This window comes from Arthrobacter sp. JCM 19049, from assembly GCF_001310435.1.
Genome location: NZ_BAXF01000044.1, coordinates 1 through 11102, shown reverse-complemented (window position 1 = coordinate 11102; position 11102 = coordinate 1). Strand labels below are relative to the sequence as shown.

Below are 11102 nucleotides of genomic sequence, written 5' to 3'. Positions count from 1 at the left end.
CCTGGCCGCGCCGGGACACACCGTGCAGAACGTGCTGGTGGTCAAGCGCAACGGCGAGGACGTGCCTTCGGCGAACTGGACAAGTGGTGGGATGACGTCGTGGGCGCCGCCAGCACCGAGCACACCGCCCAGGCGCACGACGCCGAGCACCCGCTGTTCGTGCTGTACACCTCCGGCACCACCGGCAAGCCCAAGGGCATTGTGCACACCACCGGCGGCTATCTGGTCCAGGGAGCGGTCACCCACCGTGACACCTTTGACCTGCACCCCGAATCGGACGTGTTCTGGTGCACCGCCGACATCGGCTGGGTGACCGGGCACAGCTACGTCACCTACGCCCCACTGGTCAACGGTGCCACCCAGGTGATGTATGAGGGCACCCCGGACACCCCGCACCAGGGCCGCTGGTGGGAACTGGTGGAAAAGTACGGGGTCACGATCCTGTACACCGCCCCCACGGCGATCCGCACCTTCATGAAGTGGGGCCGGGAAATCCCGGACGGCTACGACCTGTCCTCGCTGCGCGTGCTCGGTTCGGTGGGCGAACCGATCAACCCCGAGGCCTGGATGTGGTACCGGGACGTGATCGGATCAAACAACGGCAAGAACGGGGAGAAGAAGGAACACCCCACCCCGATCGTGGACACCTGGTGGCAGACCGAGACCGGCGCGCACATGATCGCCCCGCTGCCCGGGGTGACCTCCACCAAGCCGGGTTCCGCCCAGGTGGCGGTGCCGGGCATCAGCGTGGACGTGGTCGATGAGGAAGGCAAGTCCGTCGGCAACGGGCAGGGCGGCTTCCTGGTCATTCGTGATCCGTGGCCGGCCATGCTGCGCGGCATCTGGGGCGACATGCAGCGCTACAAGGACACCTACTGGTCCCGCTTCCAGGACATGTACTTCGCCGGGGATGGGGCCAAGAAGGACGATGACGGGGACATCTGGCTGCTGGGCCGCGTGGATGACGTGATGAACGTGTCCGGCCACCGCCTGTCCACCACCGAAATCGAGTCCTCGCTGGTCGCCCACCCGCTGGTGGCCGAGGCTGCGGTGGTTGGCGCGAAGGATGACACCACCGGGGAGGCCGTGGTCGCGTTCGTGATCCTGCAGCGCGAACCGGAGGAGGGCCAGGACGTGGTGGCCACGCTGCGTGACCACGTGGGCAAGGACATCGGCCCGATCGCCAAGCCGCGCCACGTGCTGGTGGTCCCGGAACTGCCCAAGACCCGTTCGGGCAAGATCATGCGCCGCCTGCTCAAGGATGTGGCCGAGGGCCGTGAGGTCGGAGACGCCACCACGCTCTCCGATGCGACGGTGATGACCCAGATCGCGCAGTCAATGCGCAAGTAGCAGCCGAGTCCGGCGCCGCCTGGCGCCGGTGACCTGCCCGGCCCGGAAAGCCAGGAGGAGACATCCTCCCGGTTTTCCGGGCCGGGCGCTTTTTAACGCCGGGTGACCGCTCTTTGACGCCGTCGCAGGCTGGGCGGGACGCCGGTGCAGTAAATTTGGCTCCATGAGCGCAACCGAGAAGAACACTATCCTGCTGGTCAACGGCCCGAACCTGAACCTGTTGGGCACCCGGGAGCCGGCCATCTACGGCCATGACACGCTGGCCGACGTCGAGGCCCTGGCCCGCGACACGGCCGCGGCCCACCAGCTGGAGGTCAAGGCCGTGCAGTCCAACCATGAGGGCGTGCTGATCGATGCGATCCACGAGGCCCGGACGCAGGCAGCCGGGATCGTAATCAACCCGGGGGCGTTCACCCACACCTCGGTGGCCATCGCGGATGCGCTGGCGGGGGTGGATTTGCCGGTGATCGAGGTGCACATCTCCAACGTGCACCAGCGTGAAGCGTTCCGCCACCACTCCTATGTTTCCCCGGTGGCCAGCTCCATCATCATTGGTGCCGGGATCAACGGCTACCGGCTGGCCGTTGAGCAGCTCGCGCACCTGCTCGGCCGCTGACCCCGCGACGCTCCCACGGGGCCTGCACCGGATGGGGCACCGCGTGCGGCGGTGTTAGTCCTGCAGGCAGCCGCCGGTCTTAATCGACTTGGTGCGGCCGGCCGCTTTGGCCATGGCCTCTTCCAGCTCGTCCAGGCTCTGGGCGAAACCGACCTCCTCGTCGCTGCGCGACTTGGCGAACACCATGCCCACGGCCTGCCCGTCCTCGTTGACCAGCGGCCCGCCCGAGTTGCCCTGGGACACTTCGGCGGTGAGCTGGTAGACGGACAGCGGCCCGGTCTTCTGCTCGTAGATATCGGCAATGGTCACGGTCGCCTCGGAGGCGACCACCGCGCCACGGATCTGCAGCGGACCGCCGGCCGGGTGGCCAATGAAGGCCGCCTCGTCCCCGCGCACCAGATCCTGGCCGGCCATCGGCAGCGTCTCGGCCTGCAGTCCGGGAACGTTGAGCACCGCGATGTCCGCGGCCGGGTCAAAGTACACCACCTTGGCGCGCAGCAGCTCCTGGTCCGGCACCTCGACGGTCGCGGCGCTGACCCCGGCCACCACGTGGGCGTTGGTCATCACCATTTCCGGGGCCACCACGAAGCCGGAACCGGTCAGGTTCACGCCGCACTGGGCGGCGGTGCCGGAGATCTTCGCCACCGAATCCTCGACATCCAGCTGTGCCTGGCTGGGGGCCCAACCGGTCTCCTCCACCGGCTCCACGACCGGGGCGAAGGGTTCCATGATGGCTGGAAGGGTTTGGGCCATGACCGCTGAACGCGCCGAGGAGATGGCCGAGGTGACGAACTGCGGGGTGGCGTTGCGGATCGTGGCGATCATCGAGGACTGGGCGATCTCGGTGGACAGGCGCGGGATACCCATTGAGGAGGTGGAAAAGGCCAGCGCGCCGATGACGGTCGCGGTGATCAGCACCGACAATGCGCCGCCCATGAGGCGGTCAAAGACCCGCACCACATCAAAGTTCAGCCGCCGCCGGATGCCGGTGGCAATCACCCGACCCAGTGCCTGGCCCAGCAGGATCAGCACCGCGGCCGCGCCAACCATCAGGCCAACCCGGCCCCACGGTTGGACACCCAGGTGGACACCAGCGGGATGGCGAAGAACGCGGCAATACCGCCGGCCACCAGCCCCAGCATGTCCCCGACGGTGAGCATGAAGCCGCGCCGAACCCCGGCAATGAAAAAAGAAAGGAGAACGATGCAGATGGCAATGTCCAGCCAGTTGAAAGCTGCGAGCAACGAAACTCCACTTCGTTCTAATGATCCTTCGGCCTTTCCAAGGTACCCTTTTTACCTGATGGATTTCTGCGAGTTCTTTTGCTCCCTCAGCCGTATTCGGCGTGATTAATAGCATTTTCTTGGCAAAACCACGTGTGGAAACTGTCACATTGTTACCGGATGCGGCACAATGAAATTAGCGCTCACTACTGTTGACAGGAGATTTAATGGATATCGAGGTTTTGCGCCGCGCGCCGCTATTCGCATCTTTGGGTGATGACGTCTTCACCACCCTGACCGAAGAGCTGACCGAAGTTGACCTCTCTCGCGGTGCATCAGTGTTCCGTGAGGGCGACCAGGGCGACCAGCTGTACTTCATCGTTTCCGGCAAGATCAAGCTGGGGCGCACCTCGGCTGACGGCCGCGAGAACCTGATTGCAGTGCTCGGCCCGGGTGAACTCTTCGGCGAAATGGCCCTATTCGACCCCCACCCGCGCAACGCCACCGCCACCGCAGTCTCCGAGACCCGCCTGGCTGGTCTGCGCCACGAGAACCTGCGCAAGGCGATCCTGAACTCCCCCGAGGTTTCCATCCAGCTGCTCCAGGCCCTGGCTGCCCGCCTGCGCCGCACCAACGAGTCGCTGGCGGACCTGGTCTTCTCGGACGTTCCGGGTCGCGTTGCCAAGGCCCTGCTGGACCTGGCTGACCGTTTCGGCCGCCCGGCCACCGACGGCATCCTGGTCGCCCACGAGTTGACCCAGGAAGAGCTGGCCCAGCTGGTTGGCGCTTCGCGTGAGACCGTGAACAAGGCCCTGGCCGAGTTCGTGCAGCGTGGCTGGCTGCGCCTGGAAGCACGCGCCGTCGTGATTCTGGACATCCAGCGCCTGCGCCAGCGTTCGCGCTAAAACTGCGAAGCCCCGGACGGCCGGCCTCCACCGTGTGTGAAGACCGGCAGTCCGGGGCTTTTTGCTGTCCGAAATTAGTCGGGGCAGGATCCAGCGCCTAGCGCCAGTCGTCCAGGTCCCCGTCATCGCTGGTGACCACTTCGAGCAGGTAGCGTTCCTCACGCTCCAGCAGGTTCGGGTGCTGGGCCTGCAGGGAACGCAGCCTTGCCAGGTAGGCGATTGCCCCGTTCGATTCGGCCAGCTGCTCCATGATCATTTCCACGGCCGGTAGGTGATCTGGCTGAACGGCAGCTCGCGGGTGTCGGGCTGGTCCACCAGGTCCCCCAACCAGCTTCCGTGGCGCTGGGCGATGACCTCCCGCGCATTGCACCATTGGGCCCACCGGCCCTTGGCCCGCAGCAGGCTGGTGCTCTGGCCCTGGGGCACGGCGGCACTGAAGTACCAGGTGTCAAAGCGGCGCAGCGCAAAGTTCGGGCTGACCCAGTGCGCGACCGGACGCAGCAGGTCGGTGCGCACCCCCAGGCCGCGACGGGCCAGGAAGCTGCTGAACTGCAGGTCCTGTCCGGCAATGGCTCGCGCGCCGCCATCCATTCCTCGGGTTCGCCGGCCTCGGCCACCGTTTGTTCATCGGTGCCGGCCAGCAGGATCCCGGTTTCCTCAAAAAGTTCGCGAATCGCGCACACCACGTGCGAGCGGACCAGCCGCTGGTCCAGGACCCCCATCTTCGCCGACCACGCGCCCAGCGAGGGGCCAAACCACTGCAGCTCGCTGAAGTCATCGGCTTCAACACTGCCACCGGGGAACGCGACGGTTCCCAGGGGCGACTCCCCCGCACGGTAGCTGAGGTAGGTTTGCAGCCCGTCGTTGTCGTCGCGGACCAGGCACACCGAGGAGGCGCGCCTGGCCTTGCGCGGGGTGCGGGAGCCGAAGGTCACCCAGTTCTCGGCCGCCGAGACCTGGGATGGCGGCAACGGGAAAACGCGTCGTTGCACGCCGGTGCGCGGGACGGGAGGAATCTTTCCCCCGACCCGGGCACCACGTTCCGGAATCCGGCTATTCAAATTCGGCGATAACCTCGACCTCGACCGGGGCATCCAGCGGCAAGGCGGCGACGCCGACCGCCGAGCGGGCGTGCAGCCCGGCATCCCCGAAGACCTCGCCGAAGAATTCCGAGGCCCCGTTGATGACGCCCGGCTGAGCGGTGAAGGCCGGGTCCGAGGACACGAAACCCACGACCTTCACGATGCGCTTGATGCGATCCAGGTCACCAATTTCCGCTTTGATGGCCGCCAATGCGTTCAGCGCGCAGACCTGTGCCTGCTGGGCAGCGACCTCGGTGGAAACCTCGGCGCCGACCTTTCCAACAACTGTGAGTTCTCCCTTAATTAGCGGAAGCTGCCCTGAGGTGTAGACGTAGTTGCCGGAGGTCACAGACGGCAGGTAAGCGGCCACCGGCTTGGCGACGGCGGGAAGCTCATGGCCCAGCTCGGCCAGCCGTGCTTCGACACGTGAAGAATTCGCTTCTTGCATGGGGTTTTGCTCCTTTATCGTTTAGGCTTTCGGACGCTTCATGTAGGCGACCGGAGAGGTTCCGTTGGGGCCTGGCACAACGGCGACCAGCTCCCAGCCGTCATCCCCCCACTGGTCCAAGATCTGCTTGGTCGCGTGGATTACTAGTGGCAATGTTGCGTACTCCCATTTAGTCATACTCGCTACGTTAGCGCGTCCTTGTAAACTAGTACGCATGGCAGCTAAGAAGTCCCCCTTTTTTGACACAGCTACCACTCTTGGCAAGATCGTTGCATTCCTTGGAATCAGTGCCTTGTGTGGTGTGCTCGCGGCCGGCATGTTGGTGCCCGCTGCGGCAATCGCGAAAACCGGTATGACCACCGGATCCAACATCGTTATCTCGCTTCCGGCGTCGTTTGAAAAGCTGCCGATTCCGCAGCCCTCCCAGATGTTGGACCGCAACGGGAAGGTCATTGCCACCTTCTACGAGCAGAACCGTGACCCGGTGAAGCTTGAGGACATCTCCCATACATGCGCAAGGCCATCGTCTCTGTTGAGGATGAGCGCTTCTACGAGCACAACGGTGTTGACCCCAAGGGCATGCTGCGCGCTGCTGTCTCGAACCTGACTTCTTCTTCGCGCCAAGGTGCCTCAACCCTCACCCAGCAGTACGTGAACAACCTGCTGGTAAACAACCAGTACCTGACCGGCGCGAAGGACACCACCGTGTCGGGCCAGAAGGACTACGCGGACAAGATCCGCGAAGTCCGTTACTCGGTGGCAATCGAGAACGAGATGTCCAAGGACGAAATCCTCGAAGGCTACCTGAACCTGGTGCTCTTCTCCGGGCGTGAATACGGTGTGCAGGCTGCCGCACAGCGTTTCTTCTCGGTGGATGCCAAGGACCTGAACCTGCAGCAGTCCGCGATGCTCGCGGGTATGGTGCAGCTGCCTAACGTGTACAACCCGATTGACAATCCGGAACGGGCCAAGGACCGCCGCGACAAGGTCCTGGGCAACATGTACCGCACCGGGGCAATCACCAAGAAGGAATACGACAAGGCCGTGGCCTCCAAGCTGGAGACCAACCCGAGCCAATCACGTTCCGGCTGCATGGCCGCCGGCGACAACGCCTACTTCTGCGACTACGCGACCCGTTTGATCACCCGCGATGAGGCCTTCGGCAAGACCAAGGAAGACCGCACCAATCTGCTGTACCGCGGTGGCCTGACCATCAAGACCACCCTTGACTCCAGTCTGAACAAGAAGGCCGCGAAGGATACTCGCAAGGCCATCATCCCGGACATGAAGGGCAATGAAGACATTGGTGCCTCACTCGTCTCGGTAGAACCGGGCAGTGGCAACATCGTCACCATGGCGCAGAACTCGACCTACGCTCCTGACAACGAAAAAATGGAGAACAGCGTTCTCAACTACTCTGTGGAACGTTCCCTGGGCGGTGCTGGCGGTTTCCAGGGTGGCTCGACCATGAAGCCGTACACCACTCTGGCCTGGCTGCATGAGGGTCACCACATGTACGACAAGATCAATGCGAAGCGGCAAACCTTCATGCCCGGCGACAAGTGGCAGGCTTCGTGTCTGCCCGGCGGAACCACTACCGTCGGTGAAAAGTGGACTCCTAAGAACGCCTCCTACGGCTTCTACAAGAACATGACCGTGGACTACGGACTGTATTGGTCGGTCAACGCAGCGACCGTTCAAGAGGCCCGGCAGGTTGATCTGTGCACCATCACCGACTACACCACTAAACTGGGCGTGCTCAACCAGAACGGTGGAGAAAACGGTGCCCCCGCGCCGATCAGCCCGAAGAATCCATCGTTTGTTATCGGCTCGGTTAGCATTACCCCGCTGTCCCAGGCTGCTGCTTTCGCCGCGTTTGCCAACAAGGGCGAATACTGTGAGCCACGTGCCCTGACCTCCGTGGTGGACGGTGAAGGCAACAAGTACAACGTGCCGCAGCCGGACTGCAAGCAGGTCATTGACGAGCAGAACGTGGCCGATCTAAACGGGACTTTGCAGAAGATCGCAACGAAGCGCGTGTCCAAGGGGCAGGTATCCGGACCAATCGCGGGCAAGACCGGTACCAATAACTGGTCGACCTCCACCTGGTTCGTCGGCTACTCGACCGGCATCTCGACCGCTGCCTGGGTTGGTCGCGTGGACGCCCAGGCTGCTGAGAAGAAAAACACTCTGCAGAACAAGGTCGTGAACGGTCGCAGGTACGGCAGCATTGTGGACTCCTCAACGTTCGCTTCCCCGCTGTGGGTCGACTTCATGGAGGAAGCAGTCCACGAGTTCGACCAGGGCTCCTTCGGCTCGGCTCGTTCTGCTCCCAAGCCGAAGCCGCAGCCCAAGGAGGATTCGGATTCCAGCGATTCGAGCGACTCCAGCGACTCCAGCGACTCCAGCGACTCGAGCGATTCGAGTGACTCGAACAAGTCGGATTCGGAAGATTCCAAGGATTCGAAGGACAAGAAGGAAAAGAGCGAGAACAAGTCCAAGGGCGAAAATAAGTCCAAGGACAAGGGCGAAGACAAGAAGGAAAAGAAGTCCAAGCCTGAACCGACAAAGTCGGGTTCGCCGAACGACTCCGACGAGGACTAAACTGAAGGCCGTGGCCACCTTGGTGGCCGCGGCCTTCCTTTATCCGCAACTACGATGGTTTCGCATTCCAACCAGCACTTTTCGTTGAAAGGACACTGACGGTCCACCTATGACTTCACAGAAGGATTTTTCAACGGCCTTGGCCTCAGCCGCTCGCCGCACCGCCTTGCTGGCAGGCGGCGCCCTGGCCCTGGGCACGGCGGCCATCGGTTATGGAATGTATGAAACCCAGCAGTTCCAGCTGCGCCGCGAAACCCTTCCGGTCCTGCCGGTCGGCGCCCCCGACATTCGCATCCTGCATCTGTCGGACATCCACATGGTGCCTGGCCAGCAGCTCAAGCGGCGCTGGCTGCACCAGTTGGCCGAGTTGCGCCCCGACTTCGTGATCAACACCGGCGATAACCTGTCGCACCAGAATGGCGTGCCGGCCCTGATCGACGCGCTGGAGCCGCTGATGCAGTTCCCCGGCGCCTTCGTTCCCGGATCCAACTGCTACTTTGCCCCGCAACTGAAAAACCCCCTGCGCTACCTCAAGCGCAGCCGCGGCGTGCCGAACAACTCCAGCCGCAACGCGCTGCCGCACGAGGAGATGCACCGGCACTTCGGCGCCGCTGGTTGGCTGAATATGGCCAACCGCAACCAGTCGGTTCCCATGAAGGGGATCCGCATGGATCTAAGCGGTGTGGATGACGCGCACATCAACCGCGACACCTTCGCCGGGTGGCCGGCCGGCTCGGTGAACTCGGCGCGCTCCCCGCACGTGAAGATCGCATTGGCCCACGCGCCCTACCAGCGGGTGCTGGATGAGTTCACGCGCACCGGCGCCGACGTCATCTTCGCCGGGCACACCCACGGCGGCCAGATCTGCATTCCCGGATACGGTGCCGTGGTGACCAACTGCGACTTGCCTACCTGGCGCGCCCGGGGACTGGACCAACTGGGAGCTGGACGGACGCAGCGTCCCGCTGAATGTGTCTGCCGGCATCGGCAATTCCCGCTTCGTCCCGGTACGCATCGCCTGCCGGCCCGAAGCCGTGCTGGTGACCCTGACTTCCAAGTAGGCATCGTCCCGCACCGATACTGCTAACGCTTCGCCTCCCGCGCCACCGGTGCGGGAGGCGAAGTTGTTCTTGCCACCGCACTGCCATGATTTGGAAGTCCGCCCTTCAAGCCGGGCCGCAGGACGATTGAATATTCTCAACCACAACCGGTAGCCTGTGTGGTGGATCAAATCACACTTCCCAGAACGAAGGTAAAACGGTGCCGCGGCAAAGCAAAACATCAGGCGACAGCCCGGATACTTCCCTTCGAGCCACGCTGCGGCGTCTGGCCCCCTTCGTCCAACCCATCATGCCCCGGCTGATCGCCGGTTCTTCTGTGCCCTGGGCGCCGGCATTGTCGCCTGGTGATCCCCCAGGTCCTGGCCTGGCTGGTCAACAACGTGCTGGGCAGCGACGCCTCGTCCTCCCAGATCTGGGTGGCGGTGGCCATAGTGGCCGGGCTGGGCTTCCTGGAGGCGTTCTTCATCTTCCTGCGCCGCCAGTTCGTTCTCACCCCGGCCGCCGGGCTGGAGAACCGGATGCGCGTGCGCTTCTACAAGCACCTGCAGCGCCTGCCGGTCGCCTTCCATGAGCGCTGGGGCTCTGGCCAGCTGCTCTCGCGGTCCATGTCGGACCTGTCGCTGCTGCGCCGCTGGCTGGCGTTCGGCGCCATGATGCTGGTGGTGGAGACCGTCACCGTCATCACCGGCCTGGTCCTGATGTTCACCCACTCCTGGATCCTGGGCCTGCTCTATCTGGCCGGCTCGGTGCCGATCATGATCAAGGCCTACCGCTTCCGCAACGACTACCGCGCGGCCAGCCGGCTTAGCCAGGACCAGGCCGGTGACCTGGCCACCGCCGTGGAGGAATCGGTGCACGGCATCCGGGTCATCAAGCCTTCGGCCGCGGGCCGGACATGTACGACGGCTTCAACGAGCAGGCCAAGTCCCTGCAGGAGACCGAGATCAGCAAGGCGAATACGCTGGCCAGCTTCCTGCTGGCCGTGGTCGCCATTCCCGAAACCATTCTCGGGGCGGGCCTGATCATCGGTGTTTCCCTGGTGGCCAGCGGCAACCTCAGCGTCGGCTCGCTGGTCGCCTACTTCGCGATTGCGGCGGTCATTGCCGGGCCCGTGGAGGGCATGGGCATGCTGCTGGGCATGACCCTGAGCACCAAGACCGCACTGGACCGCCACTTCGAGGTCATGGACACCGTCAATGACCTGACTTCCCCGCAGCACCCCTCCCGCCCGGAAACGCTCAGCGGCGAGGTGGAGCTGCGCCATGTGCGCTTCACCTACCCCGGCGCCGGCGGGCAGGCCCGCCCCATCCTGGCCGGCATCGACCTGAAGATCCGGCCCGGGGGAGACCATGGCCCTGGTGGGGATCACCGGTTCGGGCAAGTCGACCTTGTTGAACCTGGTGCCGCGGCTGCACGACGTGGATGCCGGGCAGGTGCTGGTGCACGGCCAGGACGTGCGCGAATGGGACCTGCAGCAGCTGCGCACCGAGGTCGCGGTGGCGTTCGAGGACACCACACTGTTCTCCACCTCGGTCCGTGAAAACGTGCTGCTCGGCGCGCCGGAGGGCCTGGACGAGCGGCAGCTGGAGGCACTGCTGGCCGAGTCCCTGGAGGTGGCCCAGGCACACTTCGCCTACGAGCTGCCCGAGGGGGTGGACACCCTGATCGGCGAGGAGGGCCTGTCGCGAAGAACCTAAATCTGCAGATTTGTGTTCCGAGCTTTGGTAGATGCGCGGACGTATCTGACCAGCCAGAACCTTAGTACGTGAAGGGTGTCTCGCAACTAACGATGGTGACACGAACTCAAGAGATC

The 11102-nt window shown here is 63.9% G+C and carries 13 protein-coding genes and 1 pseudogene; 7 read left to right on the top strand and 7 right to left on the bottom strand.

Translation table 11 applies throughout. The features are described from left to right. Both JCM19049_RS03955 and aroQ read left to right on the top strand, forming a co-directional pair. A pseudogene (locus JCM19049_RS03955) lies at nucleotides 1-1350 on the top strand (acetate--CoA ligase); the annotation flags it as partial. A 163-nt stretch (nucleotides 1351-1513) separates the two neighbouring features. Further along, nucleotides 1514-1966: a type II 3-dehydroquinate dehydratase gene (gene aroQ, locus JCM19049_RS03950; protein WP_054820869.1), complete on the top strand. Its 453-nt coding sequence runs from the start codon at nucleotides 1514-1516 to the stop codon at nucleotides 1964-1966. A gap of 54 nt (nucleotides 1967-2020) precedes the next feature. Here the strand turns inward: aroQ and JCM19049_RS03945 are convergent, their stop codons facing one another. Beyond that, the gene (locus JCM19049_RS03945) at nucleotides 2021-3016 is read right to left on the bottom strand and encodes a MarP family serine protease (protein ID WP_054820868.1); all 996 of its coding nucleotides are present in this window, start codon (nucleotides 3014-3016) and stop codon (nucleotides 2021-2023) included. After that, nucleotides 3016-3210, bottom strand: coding sequence for a CvpA family protein (locus tag JCM19049_RS03940; protein WP_054820867.1), 195 nt, complete (start codon nucleotides 3208-3210; stop codon nucleotides 3016-3018). The genes JCM19049_RS03945 and JCM19049_RS03940 overlap by 1 nt, the downstream gene beginning before the upstream one ends. A gap of 206 nt (nucleotides 3211-3416) precedes the next feature. On the opposite strand from JCM19049_RS03940, the gene JCM19049_RS03935 reads away from it, so the two are divergent. Further along, nucleotides 3417-4094, top strand: a complete 678-nt coding sequence (locus JCM19049_RS03935; RefSeq protein WP_054820866.1) for a Crp/Fnr family transcriptional regulator — start codon at nucleotides 3417-3419, stop codon at nucleotides 4092-4094. Nucleotides 4095-4191: 97 nt separating this feature from the next. Here JCM19049_RS03935 and JCM19049_RS18505 read toward each other — a convergent pair whose 3' ends face one another. The 4 genes from JCM19049_RS18505 to JCM19049_RS18495 all read right to left on the bottom strand — a co-directional run bounded on the left by JCM19049_RS18505 (nucleotide 4192) and on the right by JCM19049_RS18495 (nucleotide 5801). Beyond that, nucleotides 4192-4356, bottom strand: coding sequence for a hypothetical protein (locus JCM19049_RS18505; protein WP_279402422.1), 165 nt, complete (start codon nucleotides 4354-4356; stop codon nucleotides 4192-4194). Then, nucleotides 4347-4685: a hypothetical protein gene (locus JCM19049_RS18500; RefSeq protein WP_279402421.1), complete on the bottom strand. Its 339-nt coding sequence runs from the start codon at nucleotides 4683-4685 to the stop codon at nucleotides 4347-4349. The genes JCM19049_RS18505 and JCM19049_RS18500 overlap by 10 nt, the downstream gene beginning before the upstream one ends. A 462-nt stretch (nucleotides 4686-5147) precedes the next feature. After that, nucleotides 5148-5624, bottom strand: coding sequence for a RidA family protein (locus JCM19049_RS03925; RefSeq protein WP_054820865.1), 477 nt, complete (start codon nucleotides 5622-5624; stop codon nucleotides 5148-5150). Between the two features lie 21 nt (nucleotides 5625-5645). Beyond that, the gene (locus JCM19049_RS18495) at nucleotides 5646-5801 is read right to left on the bottom strand and encodes a DUF4177 domain-containing protein (RefSeq protein ID WP_246049554.1); all 156 of its coding nucleotides are present in this window, start codon (nucleotides 5799-5801) and stop codon (nucleotides 5646-5648) included. Nucleotides 5802-6134: 333 nt separating this feature from the next. Between JCM19049_RS18495 and JCM19049_RS03920 the strand changes: the two genes are divergently transcribed. The 3 genes from JCM19049_RS03920 to JCM19049_RS03910 all read left to right on the top strand — a co-directional run bounded on the left by JCM19049_RS03920 (nucleotide 6135) and on the right by JCM19049_RS03910 (nucleotide 10311). Continuing rightward, nucleotides 6135-8228 carry a transglycosylase domain-containing protein gene (locus JCM19049_RS03920; RefSeq protein ID WP_279402420.1) on the top strand — a complete coding sequence of 698 codons (2094 nt, stop codon included), beginning with the start codon at nucleotides 6135-6137 and terminating at the stop codon, nucleotides 8226-8228. A gap of 166 nt (nucleotides 8229-8394) precedes the next feature. After that, complete coding sequence (locus JCM19049_RS03915) at nucleotides 8395-9315, top strand: metallophosphoesterase (protein WP_374700226.1); 921 nt, start codon at nucleotides 8395-8397, stop codon at nucleotides 9313-9315. A 354-nt stretch (nucleotides 9316-9669) separates the two neighbouring features. Next, on the top strand, nucleotides 9670-10311 hold the full coding sequence (locus JCM19049_RS03910) for an ABC transporter transmembrane domain-containing protein (RefSeq protein WP_279402423.1): 642 nt from the start codon (nucleotides 9670-9672) through the stop codon (nucleotides 10309-10311). Nucleotides 10312-10366: 55 nt separating this feature from the next. On the opposite strand, the gene JCM19049_RS03905 is transcribed toward JCM19049_RS03910, so the two are convergent. Beyond that, entirely contained in the window at nucleotides 10367-10564 is a 198-nt protein-coding gene (locus JCM19049_RS03905) for a hypothetical protein (RefSeq protein WP_054820863.1), read from the bottom strand. Between the two features lie 74 nt (nucleotides 10565-10638). Here JCM19049_RS03905 and JCM19049_RS03900 point away from each other — a divergent pair, with 74 nt between their 5' ends. Further along, entirely contained in the window at nucleotides 10639-10986 is a 348-nt protein-coding gene (locus tag JCM19049_RS03900; RefSeq protein ID WP_054820862.1) for an ATP-binding cassette domain-containing protein, read from the top strand. The last annotated feature ends 116 nt before the right edge of the window (nucleotides 10987-11102 follow it).

Bases quoted from the DNA above. Each gene is read 5' to 3' on its own strand.
- aroQ (WP_054820869.1), top strand. From the start codon at position 1,514: ATGAGCGCAACCGAGAAGAACACTATCCTGCTGGTCAACGGCCCGAAC.
- JCM19049_RS03925 (WP_054820865.1), bottom strand. From the start codon at position 5,624: ATGCAAGAAGCGAATTCTTCACGTGTCGAAGCACGGCTGGCCGAGCTG.
- JCM19049_RS03935 (WP_054820866.1), top strand. From the start codon at position 3,417: ATGGATATCGAGGTTTTGCGCCGCGCGCCGCTATTCGCATCTTTGGGT.
- JCM19049_RS03945 (WP_054820868.1), bottom strand. From the start codon at position 3,016: ATGGTTGGCGCGGCCGCGGTGCTGATCCTGCTGGGCCAGGCACTGGGT.
- JCM19049_RS03900 (WP_054820862.1), top strand. From the start codon at position 10,639: ATGGCCCTGGTGGGGATCACCGGTTCGGGCAAGTCGACCTTGTTGAAC.
- JCM19049_RS03920 (WP_279402420.1), top strand. From the start codon at position 6,135: ATGCGCAAGGCCATCGTCTCTGTTGAGGATGAGCGCTTCTACGAGCAC.
- JCM19049_RS18500 (WP_279402421.1), bottom strand. From the start codon at position 4,685: ATGGATGGCGGCGCGCGAGCCATTGCCGGACAGGACCTGCAGTTCAGC.
- JCM19049_RS18495 (WP_246049554.1), bottom strand. From the start codon at position 5,801: ATGACTAAATGGGAGTACGCAACATTGCCACTAGTAATCCACGCGACC.